The 17,748-nt window shown below is 66.3% G+C and carries 15 protein-coding genes and 1 pseudogene; 10 read left to right on the top strand and 6 right to left on the bottom strand.

Annotation, left to right across the window (positions count from 1 at the left end):
• Window positions 1-41: 41 nt before the first annotated feature.
• Window positions 42-587, top strand: a complete 546-nt coding sequence (locus MRB47_RS10315) for a PAS and helix-turn-helix domain-containing protein (protein ID WP_088886809.1) — start codon at window positions 42-44, stop codon at window positions 585-587.
• Between the two features lie 119 nt (window positions 588-706).
• Here MRB47_RS10315 and MRB47_RS10310 read toward each other — a convergent pair whose 3' ends face one another.
• A complete protein-coding gene (locus tag MRB47_RS10310) occupies window positions 707-1,987 on the bottom strand; it encodes an NAD(P)/FAD-dependent oxidoreductase (RefSeq protein ID WP_123675814.1) in 1,281 nt (426 codons plus the stop codon).
• A gap of 174 nt (window positions 1,988-2,161) precedes the next feature.
• Here MRB47_RS10310 and MRB47_RS10305 point away from each other — a divergent pair, with 174 nt between their 5' ends.
• The 3 genes from MRB47_RS10305 (at window position 2,162) to MRB47_RS10295 (ending at window position 5,002) form a co-directional block, all read left to right on the top strand.
• Window positions 2,162-3,613, top strand: a complete 1,452-nt coding sequence (locus MRB47_RS10305) for a catalase (protein WP_252100627.1) — start codon at window positions 2,162-2,164, stop codon at window positions 3,611-3,613.
• 106 nt (window positions 3,614-3,719) lie between these two features.
• Complete coding sequence (locus tag MRB47_RS10300; RefSeq protein ID WP_252100626.1) at window positions 3,720-4,403, top strand: tRNA-uridine aminocarboxypropyltransferase; 684 nt, start codon at window positions 3,720-3,722, stop codon at window positions 4,401-4,403.
• 17 nt (window positions 4,404-4,420) lie between these two features.
• Window positions 4,421-5,002: a peroxidase-related enzyme gene (locus MRB47_RS10295; protein WP_015913292.1), complete on the top strand. Its 582-nt coding sequence runs from the start codon at window positions 4,421-4,423 to the stop codon at window positions 5,000-5,002.
• A 63-nt stretch (window positions 5,003-5,065) separates the two neighbouring features.
• On the opposite strand, the gene MRB47_RS10290 is transcribed toward MRB47_RS10295, so the two are convergent.
• Both MRB47_RS10290 and MRB47_RS10285 read right to left on the bottom strand, forming a co-directional pair.
• Window positions 5,066-6,718 carry a phosphoethanolamine transferase gene (locus tag MRB47_RS10290; protein WP_252102615.1) on the bottom strand — a complete coding sequence of 551 codons (1,653 nt, stop codon included), beginning with the start codon at window positions 6,716-6,718 and terminating at the stop codon, window positions 5,066-5,068.
• 163 nt (window positions 6,719-6,881) lie between these two features.
• Entirely contained in the window at window positions 6,882-7,583 is a 702-nt protein-coding gene (locus MRB47_RS10285) for a phosphatase PAP2 family protein (protein WP_252100625.1), read from the bottom strand.
• A gap of 144 nt (window positions 7,584-7,727) precedes the next feature.
• Between MRB47_RS10285 and MRB47_RS10280 the strand changes: the two genes are divergently transcribed.
• Window positions 7,728-8,408 carry a response regulator transcription factor gene (locus tag MRB47_RS10280; protein ID WP_011805201.1) on the top strand — a complete coding sequence of 227 codons (681 nt, stop codon included), beginning with the start codon at window positions 7,728-7,730 and terminating at the stop codon, window positions 8,406-8,408.
• A complete protein-coding gene (locus MRB47_RS10275) occupies window positions 8,405-9,763 on the top strand; it encodes a sensor histidine kinase (RefSeq protein ID WP_252100624.1) in 1,359 nt (452 codons plus the stop codon). Before MRB47_RS10280 ends, MRB47_RS10275 begins: the two co-directional genes overlap by 4 nt.
• A 73-nt stretch (window positions 9,764-9,836) precedes the next feature.
• Here the strand turns inward: MRB47_RS10275 and MRB47_RS19985 are convergent, their stop codons facing one another.
• Together MRB47_RS19985 and MRB47_RS19980 are read right to left on the bottom strand one after the other, a co-directional pair.
• A complete protein-coding gene (locus MRB47_RS19985; RefSeq protein WP_370567819.1) occupies window positions 9,837-10,652 on the bottom strand; it encodes a methyl-accepting chemotaxis protein in 816 nt (271 codons plus the stop codon).
• Window positions 10,644-11,408 (bottom strand): annotated as a pseudogene (locus MRB47_RS19980) (MCP four helix bundle domain-containing protein); the annotation flags it as partial. The gene MRB47_RS19985 and the pseudogene MRB47_RS19980, both read right to left, overlap by 9 nt.
• Before the next feature lie 521 nt (window positions 11,409-11,929).
• On the opposite strand from MRB47_RS19980, the gene MRB47_RS10265 reads away from it, so the two are divergent.
• The 4 genes from MRB47_RS10265 (at window position 11,930) to MRB47_RS10250 (ending at window position 16,627) form a co-directional block, all read left to right on the top strand.
• A complete protein-coding gene (locus tag MRB47_RS10265) occupies window positions 11,930-13,636 on the top strand; it encodes an electron transfer flavoprotein-ubiquinone oxidoreductase (protein ID WP_252100623.1) in 1,707 nt (568 codons plus the stop codon).
• 218 nt (window positions 13,637-13,854) lie between these two features.
• Window positions 13,855-14,823, top strand: a complete 969-nt coding sequence (locus tag MRB47_RS10260; RefSeq protein WP_252100622.1) for an ABC transporter substrate-binding protein — start codon at window positions 13,855-13,857, stop codon at window positions 14,821-14,823.
• A gap of 105 nt (window positions 14,824-14,928) precedes the next feature.
• Entirely contained in the window at window positions 14,929-15,816 is an 888-nt protein-coding gene (locus MRB47_RS10255; RefSeq protein WP_015913285.1) for an ABC transporter permease, read from the top strand.
• A gap of 16 nt (window positions 15,817-15,832) precedes the next feature.
• Complete coding sequence (locus MRB47_RS10250; protein ID WP_011805195.1) at window positions 15,833-16,627, top strand: ABC transporter ATP-binding protein; 795 nt, start codon at window positions 15,833-15,835, stop codon at window positions 16,625-16,627.
• A gap of 90 nt (window positions 16,628-16,717) precedes the next feature.
• Here the strand turns inward: MRB47_RS10250 and MRB47_RS10245 are convergent, their stop codons facing one another.
• Window positions 16,718-17,731 carry a helix-turn-helix transcriptional regulator gene (locus tag MRB47_RS10245; RefSeq protein ID WP_252100621.1) on the bottom strand — a complete coding sequence of 338 codons (1,014 nt, stop codon included), beginning with the start codon at window positions 17,729-17,731 and terminating at the stop codon, window positions 16,718-16,720.
• Window positions 17,732-17,748 lie beyond the last annotated feature (17 nt).

Here is a 17,748-nt window from a genome sequence, read left to right as displayed (position 1 = left end):
CGTAGTTTTCTAAGTAGTTTTCCCTAAAGACTTGCACCACTATGAATGTTGCCGACTACCGCTTGGCCTTCGAGATGGCACCCGTGGGCCTGGTGATTTCGCGCAACCGCACCATGGTGGACTGCAACCGCCATGTGTGCGAAATGTTCGGCGCCTCGCGCGAACTGCTCATCGGCCAGTCCTTCCAGATCCTCTACCCCAGCCCGGACGAATATGAGCGGCTGGGCGCACGCATGGCGCCCATCCTGAACGCACGCGGCCACTATGCCGACAACCGCATCATGAAGCGCGCCAACGGCGAAACCTTCTGGTGCCACGTGTCCGGTCGCGCGCTGGATCGCAACGATCCGCACGCCTCGGGCATCTGGAGCTTCGAGGACCTGAGCGCGCAGCGCCCCGTGCGCGCCGAGCTGACGGCGCGCGAACGCGAGGTGGCCGCGCGGCTGCTGGACGGCATGACCTCCAAGGAGATCGGCCGCGCGCTGGACATCAGCCACCGCACGGTGGAGATTTACCGCGCGCGGCTCATGCGCAAGTACGGCGCGTCCACGGCCGCGGACCTGGTGCAGAAGCTGCTGGCGGGATAAGTCATCAAAAAAGTGAGCTGTTGGCGCTTGCCATTCAAGCAATTCAAGGCATTTACTGCCTGAAATCTAATCGCAGCAAGCGCTGCCAGCTATGGTTTTTGAAGCCGCCGTCGCGCCGGTCAGTGCAGTTTGAGCCGCCCCGACACGCGTTGCTGCAGCAGCCGCGCCAGCGCCAGCACCGCCGTCTTGCCCAGGCCCAGGATGGCGCGGTGGTGCATCAGGTGCAGCGACATGTACATCCACTTGGCGATCAGCCCTTCCACGAAGAAGTTGCGCCCCGCCAGGCCGCCCATCAGGTTGCCCACGCCCTTGTTCTCGCCCAGCGACACGAGTGAGCCGAAGTCGCGGTAGACGAAGGGCTCCGCCACCTCGCGCTCGCGCAGCAGCGCCAGCAGCACGCGCGCCAGGTAGTCGGCCTGCTGGTGCGCGGCCTGCGCGCGTGCCGGGACCATGCGGCCACCGTCCCACACGCAGGCCGCGCAGTCGCCCAGGGCCAGCACGTCAGGGGCCGAGGTGCGCAGCCGCTCGTCCACCACGAACTGGTTGAGCCGGTTCACTTCCAGGCCCAGCGCGGCGTTGGCGTCCGCGGCCTTGATGCCCGCGGCCCAGACCATCATCTCGGCCGCGATCTCTCCGGCCGAGGTGACCAGCACGCCCGGGCGCAGCTCCAGCACGCGCGTGCCCGTCATCACCCGCACCTGCTTGCGGCGCAGGGCCACGGCGGCCTGGGCAGAGATGCGCTCGGGCAGGCCGCCCAGAATGCGGTCGCCCGCCTCCACCAGCGTCACGTCCAGCCGAAAACGCTGGCTGCTGCCCAGGCTCTCCAGCAGCTCTGCATGGGCTTCCAGCAGCTCGGCGGACAGCTCCACCCCCGTGGCGCCCGCGCCTACGATGGCGATGGACAGCGCGCGCTTGTCCGTGAACGATGCCCGCGCGCAGGCGCTCAGCCAGTCGGCATGAAAGCGCTGCGCATCGCGCACGTTTTCCAGCAGATAGGCGTGTTCGATGCCCGGGGTGCCAAAGGCGTTGGAGCCGCTGCCCAGCGCCAGCACCAGGCGCGTGAAGCTCAGCGTGCGCGCGGGCACCACCTCCTCGCCATGTGCATTGCGCTGAGGGGCCAGGGCGATGGTCTTGCGCGCGGCGTCCAGCCCGGCCAGTTCGCCCATGGTGAAGCTGAAATGGTTGCGCCGCGCGAGCACGGGGTACGACAGACCCTCCTGATGGGCGTCCAGCGTCCCGGCCGCGACTTCGTGCAGCGTGGGCTTCCAGATGTGGAACGCAAAGCGGTCCACCAGCAGCACCCGCTCACGCCCCTGTCGCGGCCCCAGCGCGCGCCCCAGGCGTGCAGCCAGTTCCAGGCCGCCGGCCCCACCCCCCACGATCACGATGTCGTAATGCATGTCAAACCTTTTTCCAGGTTACCGCTCTACAGTGTAGGCAAGCCTGCGTCTATTGCCGCGTTGCGGAAATTCAATGGGTTTGGGCTTGCCGTTTAAATAGATGAAAACAATAATTATTCAAAACAAATAGTTCACATCTATTTAACCCGCAGCAGTCCAGAAAGGAGCTCTCCCATGACCCATCGCCTCACTACCGCCGCCGGCGCACCCGTGGCCAATAACCAGGATTCGCTGACCGCGGGCCCGCGCGGCCCCATGCTCCTGCAAGACCTGTGGCACCTGGAAAAGCTCGCCCACTTCCACCGCGAGGTGATCCCCGAGCGGCGCATGCACGCCAAGGGCTCGGGCGCCTTCGGCACTTTCACGGTGACCGGTGACATCACCCGCTACACCCGCGCCAAGGTGTTCTCGTCGATCGGCAAGCAGACCGAGTTGTTCGCGCGCTTTTCCACGGTGGCCGGCGAGCGCGGCGCGGCCGACGCCGAGCGCGACATCCGCGGCTTCGCCGTGAAGATGTACACCGAGGAAGGCAACTGGGATCTGGTGGGCAACAACACGCCGGTGTTCTTCTTCCGCGACCCGCTCAAGTTTCCCGACCTGAACAAGGCCGTCAAGCGCGACCCCTACACCAACATGCGCAGCGCCGAGAGCAACTGGGACTTCTGGACCGGCCTGCCCGAGGCGCTGCACCAGATCACCATCGTGATGAGCGACCGCGGCATTCCGCGCGGCTACCGCCACATGCACGGTTTTGGCTCGCACACCTACAGCCTCATCAACCACGCGGGCGAGCGCCACTACGTGAAGTTCCACTGGGTCTGCCAGCAGGGCATCGAGAACCTGTCCGACCAGGAGGCCGCCGCCGTGGTCGCCCATGACCGCGAAAGCAGCCAGCGCGACCTGCTGCAAGCCATCGACCGCGGCGACTTTCCGAAGTGGAAGCTGTGCGTGCAGATCATGACCGAGGAAGAGGCGCAGACCTACCGCTTCCACCCCTTCGACCTGACCAAGGTGTGGAGCAAGAAGGACTTCCCGCTGATCGAAGTCGGCGTGATGGAGCTCAACCGCAACCCCGACAACTACTACGCCGACGTGGAGCAGGCCTCGTTCGCGCCCAGCAACCTGGTGCCCGGCATCGGCCCGTCGCCCGACCGCATGCTGCAGTCGCGCCTGTTCTCGTACGCCGACGCCGCGCGCTACCGCCTGGGTGTGAACCACCACCAGATCCCGGTGAACGCCGCGCGCTGCCCGGTCAACATCTACCACCGCGACGGCGCCATGCGCGTGGACGGCAATGCCGGCCGCACCATTGCGTACGAACCCAACACCCAGGGTGCGTGGCAAGAGCAGCCCGCGTACGCCGAACCGGTGGAAAAGCTCTACGGTGACGCCAGCCGCTGGAACTACCGCGAGGACGACGATGACTACTTCACCCAGCCCGGCGACCTGTTCCGCCTGATGACGCCCGAGAAACAGCGCCTGCTGTGCGAGAACACCGCGCGCAACATCAACGGCGTGTCGCAGCACATCATTGACCGCCACATCGCGCACTGCACCCAGGCCGACCCGGCCTACGGCGCCGGCGTGAAGGCTGCCCTCGAAGCCGTGCGCGCCGGCACGCTGTAATAAGCACCGCCGCCGCCCTGCTCAGGCCCACACCCGGGCCAAGCATCAAAATACCGCCCAGCCCTTACCTGACAAGCGCTGGGCGCTTCTGTTTTTGACAACCCCGATGCCCTCCTGCACCCATCTGGCCCGCCGGCTCGTATGCCTCCGCTGCCAGCGCCCCGCCGCAGCCTGCATCTGCGCCGCCGTGCGGCCCGTGGCGCACCAAGTGCAGGTACTGATCCTCATGCACCCGCTGGAGCAGCACCAGGCCAAGGGCACGGCACGGCTGCTGCACCTGTGCCTGCCGGGCAGCCGCATCGTGGTGGGCGAAACGTTCGGCGACGCTGCCTTGGTGCAGGAAATCAACGCCCCCTGGGTTGATGGCGACCGGCAGGCACCGCGCCGCGCAGTGCTGTTGTACCCGCCCACGCCGCCCGACCCGCAGCACCCCATGCTGCCCGCGCCGCCGCTGTCGACCGACTGGCTGGCAGTGCCCGAACGGCTGCGCCTGGTGGTGCTGGACGGTACCTGGCGCAAGAGCCGCAGGATGCTGTGGGCCAACCCTGCGTTGCAGGCCCTGCCGCGCCTGGCCCTGCAGCAGGTACCGCCCACGCGTTACGCCGTGCGCAAGGCGCACGCGCCGCACCAGCTCAGCACGCTGGAGGCCGCGCAGTGCGCACTGCAGCAACTGGAACCCGCCAACCCGCACATCGCCGCACTGGGTCAGGCCATGGACGCATTGATGGCGCTGCTGCGCTCGCGCGATGGCGCGGCACGCTCGGCTATGCTCGGACCAGACCTTTCATAAAAAATCAGGAGACACCCATGGCCGAGCGCTATCCCTTCCCCGACCTGAACACATTGCCCGAGGACATCCGCGCCCGCATCCTGGAGGTGCAGGAAAAGGCCGGGTTCATCCCCAACGTGTTCCTGGCGTTCGCCCGCCGCCCGGCCGAATGGCGCGCGTTCTTCGCCTACCACGATGCGCTGATGCTGAAGGAAGAAGGCAGCCTCACCAAGGGCGAGCGCGAGATGATCGTCACCACCACCAGCGCCGCCAACCAGTGCCTGTACTGCGTGGTGGCACACGGGGCCATCCTGCGCATCTACGAGAAGAAGCCGCTGGTGGCCGACCAGGTAGCGGTGAACCACCGCAAGGCCGACATTCCGCCGCGCCAGAAGGCCATGCTCGACTTCGCCATGAAGGTCTGCCAGCGCGCGCACGAGATCGAGGACGCCGACTTCGAGGCGCTGTACCCCCACGGCTTTGACGATGAGGACATCTGGGACATCGCGGCCATCACCGCGTTCTTCGGCCTGTCCAACCGCATGGCCAGCTTTGCCGGCATGCAGCCCAATCCCGAGTTCTACCTGATGGGCCGCCTGCCGCGCGAGAAGAAGGCCTGAGCGCCAAGGCGCTCTTAAAACAATAGCTGCTAGCGCTTGATAGATAAGCGTTGGCGGCTGTTTTTATTTGGATGCCAACACGGTGCTCCGGCAGCCGCTGAAGGCATCCAGCGGGCGCTGGTAGGAAGGCGACTGCACGTCCAGCAGGCCCAGCACGGTGTGGTAGAGGTTGTCGTGCGTCAACGGCGCATCGCCGCTGGCGCGCAGGCAGTCGGCCGCCAACCCGTCACGGCGCAGGAACGCGCCATCCATCCAGGCCACCATGGGCACATGTTTCTGCACATCAGGCGCCACGCCGTAGGGCATGCCGTGCAGGAACAGCCCGTACTCGCCCAGCGACTCGCCATGGTCGCTCAGGTACAACATGGCCGTGTCGTACTTGGCACTCTGGCCGCGCAGCCAGTCGATGGTCTTGCCCAGGAAGGCGTCCGTTGCGGCGATGGAGTTGTCGTAGGCGTTCACCAGTTCGCCGTGGGTGCAGTCGGCCAGCACTTCCGTGCGGCATTCGGGCATGAAGCGCTTGCCTGCATCGGCCGAGCGCTTGTAGTAGGCCGGCCCATGGCTGCCCATCTGGTGCAGCACCAGCAGCACGCCGCGCTCGCGCTGCGCCGCAGGCAAGGCGGCCAGGCGCGCATCCAGGTTGTGCAGCATGGCCTCGTCGCGGCATTCTCCGCCATCGCACAACTGCTTGCGCGCCTCGGCATCCAGGCCTTCGGCGGCCGATGCGTGCGGCACGCGGTCGCACACGCCCTTGCAGCCGGACTGGTTGTCCAGCCACAGCACGCCCATACCCGCGGCCTGCGCCACGTCCAGCAGGTTCTCGTAGTCGTTGTCACGCGACTCGAATGCACTCTTGCCCAGTGGCGAGAACATGCAAGGCAGCGACGCCAGCGTGCTGGTGCCGCACGAGCGCACTTCGCGCCAGCTCATCACGTTGCGTTTGGTCAGTTCCGGCGTGGTGTCGCGGCCATAGCCGTTGATGCCGAAATGGTCCGCACGCGCCGTCTCGCCCACCACCAGCACGAACAGCATGGGCCGCGCCCCGGCCGCATAGCTGGCGCCCAGCGCGGCGCCCTGGGTCATCGGCACCAGCGTGCGGCTGCGCGCGAACAACGGTCGCAGGGCCGACACGGAGGTGGAGTACAGGCTGGCCAAGGGGTTCATCAGGTAGCGCAGGTGCGGGTGGTTGCGCATCAGCGGCGCCAGGTCCCGCGACATGGCCGCCACCGTGCCGGCGGCCAGACCCAGCGCCAGCACCAGCAGCGCCAGGTTGCGGCCCACCTGGCGCAGCGGCCGCATGGCGGGAATACGCACACGCAGCAACCACCAGGAGGGAAGCGCCGCGACGGCCAGCACCGCAGCCAGCATGCGCAGGCTCAGCAGATCGGCCACCTCGCGCGCATCGGTCTGCAGCACATTGGCGGCCATGCCGGGATCCATGACCACGCTGTAAGTCAGCATGTAGTACTGCGACAGCGCGGCCACCATGACCACCAGCCACCACAGCAGCTTCATGCCGCGCGTCCAAGCGGTGAATGCCAGGATGGCCACCGTGCCGCACGCCGTCAGCACGGCCAAGGCAGCCGCTGAACGCAGGTACAGGCTGGGCGCGCCGCCAATGCGCGTGATCTGCAGCCACAGCGGCCAGTTGGCCGCCAGTACCAGGTACAGCGACAGGCGCACCACCACCTGCTGCGCCGACAGCGGGGTGGTCATCCAGCCATCCAGCCGGCGCAGCGCACCACGCAAGAGGCCTTCGTCGGCAGGGCTGGAAGATGACACAAGCGGCACGGAGGCCGAGGAGGCAGAGGCAATAGAGGCGCGCGAAGACATGCCGCCATCGTGGAACCTGCCACTGAAGCCAAGCTGAAGACGCCGCTCAGGCTTCGTTCAGCTTTGTATCTGCCGCTACTCCCAGGCGCACGTGCAGCTGCGCCAGACTTTCCCACGCAAGGCCCACGGTCCAGCAGGTCCAGGCGGACCACAGTGTGTGGCTCATGAAATGTGCACCGCGCATCTGCTGCGCCCAGCCCAGTGCCAGCCCGGCCATCAGAGCGCCGGGCAGCCAGAGGCGTGCCACGTTCGGCGCCGCGCGGCGCAGTACGAACCAGCCCGCTACAAAACCAAACGCGGCCGAGGCATGCCCCGCAGGGAAGCAGTGCCCCGGCCCCAGGTCGCGCACGCCCCACACCCAGTGCGAGATGTACTGCGCCACCCCGCCGAACTCGGCCAGATCCCAGGGACAGCTGGTGGTGTTCAGGCGCTTGAACACCGAAACCGCCAGCATCGCCCCGATGACGGACAGCACCAGTTGCGCGCGCTGCGCCGGCGCCATGATGCGCAGGAATCCCCAGGGCCGCCACACCCCCACCGCCAGTGCGGCCAGCAGCGCGCCGCTCGCATAGCGCGGACCCTCGTGCGTCAGCAGGGCAAAGGTGTGGTGGTCACGCCAGGCAAAGCCCTGCGCCCCCCCAAACAGGCGGGCCAATGGCAGATCCAGGCCCGAAGCGTCCCACAAGACGAGCAACAGGAAAAGCAACAACGTCACCGCATACAGGCGGCGCAAATTCCAGAAGGGCATGGCAAGGGCTGGCGGCACAACAACCGCCGTGGGCAGAAAACGGCACCCCGTCAGGCTACGCCCGCGGCCTGAATGCACCATGAACACCAGACCGCCCGCACAGCGCCCTACACTTTCGGCCTCACCCACCTTAGAGAAATTTGCATGCGCGTGCTGCTGGTAGAAGACGACGAAGCCCTGTCAGAGGCCGTGTGCGGCTATCTGCGCGCCAAGGCCTTCGTGGTCGATGCCGTTCCCAGCCTGGCGCAGGCCGGCGCCGCCCTGCGCGCGGCCCAGTACGCCGCGGTACTGCTGGACCTGCACCTGGCCGACGGGGATGGCCTGAGCCTGCTGCCGCAGATCCGTGCCCTCAAGGACCGGCCCATCGTCATCGTGCTGACGGCGCGCGACCAGGTCAGCGACCGCATCGCCGGTCTGGACGCGGGAGCGGACGACTACCTCGTCAAGCCCTACGACCCCGGTGAACTGCTGGCCCGCCTGCGCGCGGTGGAACGCCGCCGCAACGCCGCCTATGTACCGGTATTGGCGCTGGGCGACCTGCAGATTGACCTGTCGCGCGAGCAGGTGCGCCGCGCCGGGGTGCCGATCGCGCTCACGCAGAAGGAATGGGCGCTGCTGCGCGTGATGGCAACCCGCCCCGAGCGCATCCACACGCGCGAAAGCCTGCAGGACGCGCTGTATGGCTTTGACGACGAGGCCGATAGCAACACGCTGGAGGTGTTCATCAGCCGGCTGCGGCGCAAGCTGGGGCGCGAACACATCGAGACCCTGCGCGGGTTGGGCTACCGCCTCGTGCACCGTCCTGACGAAGGCGCAACGGCATGAGGGCGCACCTGCGCGGGCCATTGCGCACGCAGACCCTTGCGGGGCGACTGACGCGCAGCCTGATCCTCTGGGTGGGCGGCGTGTGGCTGCTGTGCGTGCTGGGCGTGGTGTGGTACACGGACCGCGAGATCAGTTACAACTTCGACAACGAATTGGTCGAGGTCTCACACCGTTTCTTCGATATTGCCCTGGACCACCTGGACGCGGCCGGCCCGCGCGACGCGACCGAGGGGCCGCTGGTCCTGCCCTCTCCGGGATCGTTTGCCGATGCCGACCTGCTCTACCAGATCGTCGCGCCCGACACGCGCGTGCTGGCGCGGTCGGCCGAGGCCCAGCCCGAGCAGTTCGACGTACCGTTGGCGCCAGGCTTCGAGAACACGCACGGATGGCGTGTCTACACCCTGTCGCACCCCACTCGCCCCCTCTTCATGCAGGTGGCCGACCCGCTGCACGAGCGGCGCGAGGCGGTGAACCGCACCCTGGTCGGCCTGGGCATCGTCATGGTGGCCATGCTGCCCCTGCTGGCGCTGCTGCTGCGGCGCATCGCGCGGCGCGAATTGCAGGTGCTGGACGCTCTCACGCACGAGATCAGCCTGCGCGACGGGCAGCAGCTCACCCCGATCGCCCTGCCCGGCCTGCCGCGTGAACTGCGCAGCGTGGAAGACCATGTAAACCGGTTGCTGGACCGCCTGTCCCGCGCGTTGGACGTGGAACGCGCCCTGGCCGCCAACGCTGCGCACGAACTGCGCACGCCGCTCACCGCGGCCCGCCTGCGGTTACAGACCGCGCTGGAACATGGCCTGCACCGTGATGACGTGCAGGCCGCCATCGCCGCGCTGCAAACGCTGAGCCGCCGCACCGAAAAGCTGCTGCAGCTGTCGCGCGCCGAGTCCAGTGCTCCCTACACCCGGGAGCCCGTGGACCTGGCCCATCTGGCCACCACGGTGGCGCAGGAGTTTTGGCAGGATGATCGCGCCGCCGACCGGCTGGACCTGGTGACCGCTTACGAAGGGCCCGCTCCCGTAGCGCGGGGCGATTTCGACGCGCTGGCCATTGCCCTGCGCAACCTGCTGGAGAACGCACTGAGCTATGCCGGCGACAGCGCGGTGGAACTCATCGTGGGCCCCGGCTGCGCCATCGCCGTGCGCGACCACGGCCCGGGTGTGAGCAGCGACCGCCTGCAGACCCTGCAGCAGCGCCATGTGCGCCAGAGCGCGGACCGCACGGGGTATGGGCTGGGTCTGTCCATCGTCGCGACCATTGCGGCCAAGCACGATGCCCAACTACAACTCACGTCACCCCTGGCTGGCGAGACTGGCGGGTTCGAGGCGCGGCTGTTGCTGACGCCCAGGTAAGCCAACCGTTGCCCTTATGCCAGCGCCAGGCCCCGGGGGCCCGCCGGGGTGGCAAGTGCGGTGGTATCCCGGATCAGGCTTGCGGTGCCGGCAATGCGACTGCCGAGGAATCAACGCGGAAGACCCCTACGGCCTGGGCCACTTGCGCCGCCTGGCCCTGCAGCGATTGCGTCGCAGCGGTGGCCTCTTCGACGAGCGCGGCATTCTGCTGCGTCGCCTGGTCCATGTGCGCCACCGCGATATTCACCTGCTCGATGCCCGAGCTCTGTTCACGGCTTGCCGCACTGATTTCGCCCACCAGCGCGCTCACTTGGTCAACGCTGCGAATGATGTCCTGGATGGATGTGCCGGCCTTCGCCACGAGTTGGTTACCCGCCTCGACGGTATCGACCGAACGTCCGATCAAGTCCTTGATCTCCTTCGCCGCTTCGGACGAACGGCCGGCCAATGAGCGCACCTCGGAGGCCACCACGGCAAACCCCCGCCCTTGCTCGCCGGCCCGTGCCGCTTCGACCGCCGCGTTGAGCGCAAGGATGTTGGTCTGGAAGGCAATAGAGTCGATCACGCCAATGATGTCCACGATCTTGCGCGACGACGCATCGATGGCGCGCATGGTCTGCATCACATCGTCCATCACCTGGCCGCCCTGCTGGGCCTGCTCTGCCGCCGTGCGCGCCAGTTGGTTGGCTTGATGGGCGTTGTCGGCGTTCTGACGCACCGTCGACGTCAGCTCTTCCAGGGAAGCTGCCGTTTCCTCCAGCGAACTGGCTTGCTGTTCCGTTCGCCGGGACAGGTCCAGGTTGCCTGCGGCAATCTCTGCCGACGCGCCCGCGATACTGTCGGCGCCCTGGCGCACCTCGCCCACGATGGTACGCAAACGGTCGGTCATGGCTTGCAGCGCTTGCAACAGCTGGGCACCTTCGTCCCGGCCGCTGGAGTGCACGGCATGCGTGAGGTCTCCTGCGGCGACCACCTGCGTTGCTTGGACAGCGCGGGCCAACGGCGCAGTGATGCTGTGGGTAAGGATCCAGGCCACACCGATGCCCGCCACCAGGACCACCAGCCCGATGCCGCCCATCAGCCAGGAGCTTGCGGTAGCGCTGCTGTCGATGTCTTGCCCGGTGCGATCGATACTGGCCCGCTGGAAGTCGCGCAGCGCCGCCAGGCTTTCCAGATAGCCACGGGAGGCAGGAACGAACTGGCGCTCGAACAAGGTGGTCACCTGCTCTGCCTGCCCGCCCTTCTTGGCGGCGATGATGGCGTCGCGGGCCTGGATGTATGCCTGACGGTGTCCACTGAGAGTGTCAAAGAGGGCTTGCTCTTCGCTGCCGGAAATGAGCTTGACGAACTGGGCCTGCCGTTCGTTGGTTTCCTTGCTCGACGCGGCGTTCTCTGCGGCGAACAACTCCGTCAGCGAGTCGTCGCTGCTGCGCGCGACAGCAGTGGCACGCTGGATGCTGGCGCGAATCACTCCGTACCAGTCGGTCACCAGCCGTTCCTTCTGGAGCGGCACAGAAAGGATTTGCCGCGTGCTCCCGGCCACCTCCTGCAACTGCCACACCCCCACTGTGAGCATGAGCACCGCAAACAGGATGAGCAGGCCAAACCCAGCCGTCAGGCGGGTGCCGATACGAAAGTTTTCCATGTGTACCTCGGAACGTGAACGGCTGACTTACCGTCCGTGAAGCAAACACGAGAAGGAAAAACCGCCAAATGTAAATAAGTGTGACTTTATTCGGAAGTGGCTGGTAACAAGCATCTCCCGCGGAATGCCCCTGCTCTAGCTAAGTGTTTACCCTAGTGTCCCGTCCAATTTTCGCCAGGTTGCCACACCACAGCGCTGGCCGTCGCGGTGCCAGACTCGGGTTTTGCCGTGGCCTTCACTTTCACATAACGAAAGTGCTGCCAAATTACGGAATGCGGGATTCGAAAAAGCGGGCATCGCTTGCCGTTTTTCAGTTCGTTCCCCCATAAAGCGAAGGTACGCGAACGCCCCGTTTGCGCTTGTGCACTGCACAAAATGAAGTGTCTGGACGGCACAGCGAGAAGTGAACGACCGTGCGATTCCTGTGCGACGGCCTGAATACAATCGGTCACCACACAGGGCCATCGCTCCCACAGGCCGGCACCCTGCCTTTTTCCACTATCGAAGCAGAAGAGACACCCATGACGAACGACGAAATTCTGAGCACCTACGGTCCCCGGGAAGCCATGGAATATGACGTGGTGATCGTCGGCGGCGGCCCCGGCGGGCTTGCCACCGCCATCCGCCTGAAGCAACTGGCGGCCGAGAAGGGCCAGGACGTTTCCGTCGTCGTGCTCGAAAAAGGCTCCGAGCCGGGCGCGCACATCCTGTCCGGCGCCATCATGGACCCGAAGGCATTGACCGAACTGATCCCTGACTGGAAGGCCAAGGGCGCGCCGCTGAACCAGCCCGTGACCGACGACGCCATGGTGTTCCTGGGCGAGAAGTCCTCCCTGCGCACGCCCAATTTCCTGCTGCCTCAGTGCTTTCAGAACCACGGCAATTACATCGTCAGCCTGGGCAACGTGGTGCGCTGGCTGGCCGAACAGGCGGAAGGACTGGGCGTGGAGATTTTCCCCGGCTTTGCCGCCGCTGAAGTGCTCTACAACGAAGACGGCTCCGTCAAGGGCGTGGCCACCGGCAACATGGGGGTGGGCAAGGACGGCAAGCCCACGAGCGAATTCCAGCTGGGCATGGAATTGCATGCCAAGTACACCATCTTTGCCGAGGGTGCGCGTGGTCACCTGGGCAAGCAGATCATCGCCCGCTACAAGCTGGATGCGGAGAGCGACCCCCAGACCTACGGCATCGGCATCAAGGAGTTGTGGGAGATCGACCCCCAGCGCCACCAGCCCGGCTTCGTGCTACACACCGCCGGTTGGCCCATGGACAACAGCACCTACGGTGGCGCCTTCCTCTACCACCTGGAGGACAACAAGGTCACGCTGGGCTTCATCACCGGCCTGGACTATAGCAACCCCTACCTGAGCCCGTTCGAGGAATTCCAGCGCTGGAAGACCCACCCCAACATCCGCTGGTACCTGGAGGGCGACGAGGCTAAGGGCATCAAGCCCGCCAAGCGCCTGGGCTACGGCGCACGCGCCATCACGGCCGGCGGCCTGATGAGCCTGCCCAAGTTCGTCTTCCCGGGCGGCGCGCTGGTGGGCTGCGAGGCGGGCTTCCTGAACGTGAGCCGCATCAAGGGCAGCCATGCCGCCATCAAGACCGGCATGCTGGCCGCCGAGGCGGCATATGACGCCATTCAAAGCGGCCGCCAGCACGATGAGCTCTTGGCCTATCCCAAGGCCTTCGAGGGCAGCTGGCTCTACACCGAACTGAACAAGGCACGCAACTTCAAGGCCTGGTTCAAGAAGGGCCTGGTCACGGCCACGGTGATGAACGGCATCGAGCAGTTCGTGCTGAAGGGCCACATTCCATGGACGCTGCACCGCGACAAGCCTGACCACGCTTACCTGAAGCCCGCGGCCGAGTGCAAGCCCATCGTGTATCCCAAGCCGGACGGCAAGCTGACCTTCGACCGCCTGTCCAGCGTGTTCATCAGCAACACCAACCACGCCGAGGACCAGCCCGCGCATCTGACGCTCAAGGACGCCAGCGTGCCGGTGAATGTGAACCTGGCCAAGTACGCCGGCCCCGAGGCGCGCTACTGCCCGGCCGGCGTATACGAGTTCGTGCCGGACGAAGCCAAAGGCGGCAGCGCACAACGCCTGCAGATCAACGCCCAGAACTGCGTGCACTGCAAGACCTGCGACATCAAGGACCCGACGCAGAACATCGTCTGGGTCACGCCGGAAGGCGGCGGTGGTCCGAACTATTCGGGCATGTAACCAAGGGGCTGCTGCGCAATGCTATATTTTTAATAGCTGTTAGCGCTTGACTGAAAAGCCGTGGAGGCACTTTCCACACCAAAGTGCCGCAGCGCCCGTTCCGTCCACGGACGGCAGGCAAACGGTAGACTCCCCACAAGGCCGCGCGTGGTTCCTGCGCCGGCCTGGTACTACAAACACAGGAAAACACCGCACGTTCAATTGGAGAGTGAACCGTTATGAAGAGTTTGTCTTGGGCGCCCCTGGGCGCTATCGCCCTGGCCGCAGCCGCCCTCGCGCCCGTGGCGCATGCGCAGCAAAAGTCCGTTGCCGTGACCGCCATCGTGGAGCACCCCGCCCTGGACTCGATCCGCGACGGCGTGAAGGCCCAGTTGCAGGCCGCCGGCTTTGAAGAGGGCAAAAACCTCAAGTGGCAATACCAGAGCGCCCAGGGCAACACGGGCACCGCCGCGCAGATCGCGCGCAAGTTCGTAGGTGACAAGCCCGACGCCATCGTCGCCATCGCCACGCCCTCTGCCCAGGCCGTAGTGGCTGCCACCAAGACCGTGCCTGTGGTGTTCTCTGCCGTGACGGATCCCGTGGCCGCCAAGCTGGTGAAGAACTGGGAACCCTCCAAGACCAACGTGACCGGCGTGTCCGACATGCTGGCGCTGGACAAGCAGATGGACCTGGTCAAGCAGGTCGTGCCCGGCGCCAAGCGCGTGGGCATCGTGTACAACCCGGGCGAGGCCAACTCCGTCGTCGTGGTCAAGGAACTCAAGCAACTGCTGCCCAAGATGGGCATGACGCTGGTGGAGGCTTCAGCCCCGCGCTCGGTGGACGTAAGCAGCGCCGCGCGCAGCCTGGTGGGCAAGGTGGACGTGATCTACACCAACACCGACAACAACGTCGTCTCGGCCTACGAGTCGCTGGTGAAGGTCGGCCAGGAGGCCAAGGTGCCGCTGGTGGCATCCGACACCGACAGCGTCAAGCGCGGCGCCATCGCCGCCCTGGGCATCAACTACCGCGACCTGGGCGAACAGACCGGCCGCATGGTGGTGCGCCTGCTCAAGGGCGAGAAGCCCGGCGACATCAAGCCTGAAGTCAGCACGAAGATGGAACTGTTCGTGAACCCCGGCGCCGCCGAGAAGCAGGGCGTGAAGCTCTCCGACGCGCTGGTGAAATCCGCCACGCAAGTGGTCCAGTAAACCTTCGCGCCACGGCCGGGCCGCCGCGGCAGCCCGGGCCACTGGCACCCCACGCAGGAGCCATGGCGCCATGGCTCCTGCTTTGTTTTCTATCCGCCACTGTCCATGTCACTCTTTTCCCTGCTGGGTGCCGTCGAGATCGGCCTGATCTTCAGCCTGGTCGCGCTGGGCGTCTTCATCTCGTTCCGGCTGCTGCGCTTTCCCGACCTGACGGTGGACGGCAGCTTCCCGCTGGGCGGCGCGGTCTGCGCCATCCTCATTTCCACCGGCCATAACCCCTATGTGGCCACGGTGGCCGCCACCGCGGCGGGGGCTGTTGCCGGCCTGGTCACGGGCTGGCTGAACGTGCGCCTGAAGATCATGGACCTGCTGGCGTCCATTTTGATGATGATCGCGCTGTATTCCATCAACCTGCGCATCATGGGCGGCCCCAACGTGCCGCTGATCAACGACGAGACGCTGTTCACCTTGCTGCAGCCGCCGGGCCTGGACGACTACTGGTCGCGCCCGATGATCCTGCTGGTGATCGTGATCGCGGCCAAGCTGTTCATGGACTGGTTCTTCGCCACCGAGCGCGGCCTGGCCATCCGAGCCACCGGCTCCAACGCGCGCATGGCCCGCGCGCAGGGCATCAACACCGGCGCCATGGTGCTGCTGGGCATGGCCGTATCCAACGCGCTGGTGGCACTGGCGGGCGCGCTGTTCGCGCAGACGCAGGGCGGCTCGGACATTTCCATGGGCATCGGCACCATCGTCATCGGCCTGGCCGCCGTGATCGTGGGCGAGAGCATCCTGCCCTCGCGCCGCCTGGTGCTGGCCACGCTGGCCGTGATCATCGGCGCCATCGTGTACCGCTTCTTCATCGCGCTGGCGCTCAACAGCGACTTCATCGGCCTGAAGGCGCAGGACCTCAACCTGGTGACCGCCGTGCTGGTCACCATCGCCCTCGTGATTCCGCAGCTCAAGCGCAAGCTGGCCGCACGCGGCCGCTGAAAGGAAGGCTCTCCCCATGCTGAGCGCACAAGACCTCTTCATCACCTTCAACCCCGGCACGCCCATCGAGACGCGCGCGCTGCGCGGCATGTCGCTGGACATCCCGGCGGGTCAGTTCGTCACCGTCATCGGCTCCAACGGGGCAGGCAAATCCACCTTCCTGAATGCCATCTCGGGCGACCTGTCGGTGGACACCGGCCGCATCGCCATCGACAACCAGGACGTGACGCGCCAGCCCGTGTGGGAGCGCGCCCGCCGCGTAGCGCGCGTGTTCCAGGACCCCATGGCCGGCACCTGCGAAGACCTCACCATCGAGGAGAACATGGCCCTGGCCCAGCAGCGCGGCACGCGTCGCGGCCTGCGCGGCGCCGTCAAGCAGTCTGAACGCGCCATGTTTCGCGAACGTCTGGCCACGCTGGGCCTGGGCCTGGAGAATCGCCTCACCGACCGCATCGGTCTGCTGTCGGGCGGCCAGCGCCAGGCCGTGAGCCTGCTCATGGCGGCATTGCAGCCCTCGCGCATCCTGCTGCTGGACGAGCACACCGCCGCGCTGGACCCACGCACGGCCGATTTCGTGCTGCAGCTCACGGCCCGCATCGTGGCCGAGAACCAGCTCACCACCATGATGGTCACGCACAGCATGCGCCAGGCGCTGGACGTAGGCCAGCGCACCGTCATGCTGCACCAGGGGCAGGTGGTGCTGGACGTCTCGGGCGACGAGCGCGCGCGTATGGACGTGCCCGACCTGCTGCAGATGTTCGAGAAGGTGCGCGGCGAGAAGCTGGCCGACGACGCGCTGCTGCTCGGCTGATGCTTCTCTATTAATAGCTGCTAGCGCTTTTCAGGAAAGCGCTAGAGGGCAATTTCGCTTCAAATACGGGAAGCGTGCGCCGCGCGGTAGTCAGCGCTTCGCGCGGAGATTTTTGGGCGAAAAGCCGTAGAGCCGGCGAAAGGCGGTGGAGAAATTCGCAGGGCTGCGGTAGCCCGCCAAGTCCGCCGCCTGCGCCACGGTGATGCCCTGTGCCGTGATGGCATCGGCCGCCCTGCGCAAGCGGCCTTCGCGCAAGTGTTCGAAGATGGGCTTGCCGAATGCCTGGCGGAACTGCGTTTGCAGGGTGCTGGCGTTGCAGCCCATGTGCCGCGCGATTGCGCCCATGGTGAGGGAGTCAGCGGCGCCGCTGTCGAGCCAGTCGCGCAGATGGCATGCCCTCTGGTACGCGGTTGGCCGCAATCCGGCTGCCTCGCATGCGGCGGCGGAATTGGCGGGCGCGACCCACTGCGCCAGCGCCTCGATGACCAGTTCGAGCGTCAGGCACTCCTGCTGCAGCCCCCTGAGCCGCCCGTACTGCACCTGGCCCTCTGCCAACAACTGCTCGGCAACGCACACCGCCCTGGGCGAAGGCGCCCACGCCGTCATGGTCAGGTGGGGCAGCGCATTCAGGTGGCCCAGCCCCGCCTTGTCCAGCCAGTGCGGCGCCAGCGTGAGAACCAGCATGCGCTCGCGCGACGGCGCGCGGCAGCGGTGCTCGTACGGCGCCGGCCCGCGCAGTGCCACCACCGCCGCCCGGGCACCCCCGCCTGGGGGCACCTCCACCGGCAGGACCAGGGGGCCGATGCGCAGCCTGCCGCCGCCCTGCAGCTTGAGCACGATCTTGATCCCGCTCTTGGTCAGCGGGAAGCGGCTGGTCAAGCCACGCAGGTACGCGATGTCCGTGCGGTGCAGGAAGAACCCGTCGCGCAGTTCGGCCAGGGACAGCGTGCCGTTGAACACGGAACCGCCGACGGCCTGCTCGGGCCCGCTCAAAGCCCCACCGTGCGCCAGACGGTCCAGCAGCAGGGCCGTCATTTCCCCCGCCTGGGGCTCGGCCTGCCGGCGATTCACGATCGAGGCAAAGGTTTTTGTCGCGGCAAACATATTCCCTGTCAGCGCAA

Source organism: Diaphorobacter sp. LI3 (assembly GCF_022807955.1).
Lineage (GTDB): Bacteria > Pseudomonadota > Gammaproteobacteria > Burkholderiales > Burkholderiaceae_C > Diaphorobacter > Diaphorobacter nitroreducens.
This window is presented reverse-complemented; position numbering and strand designations above follow the sequence as displayed.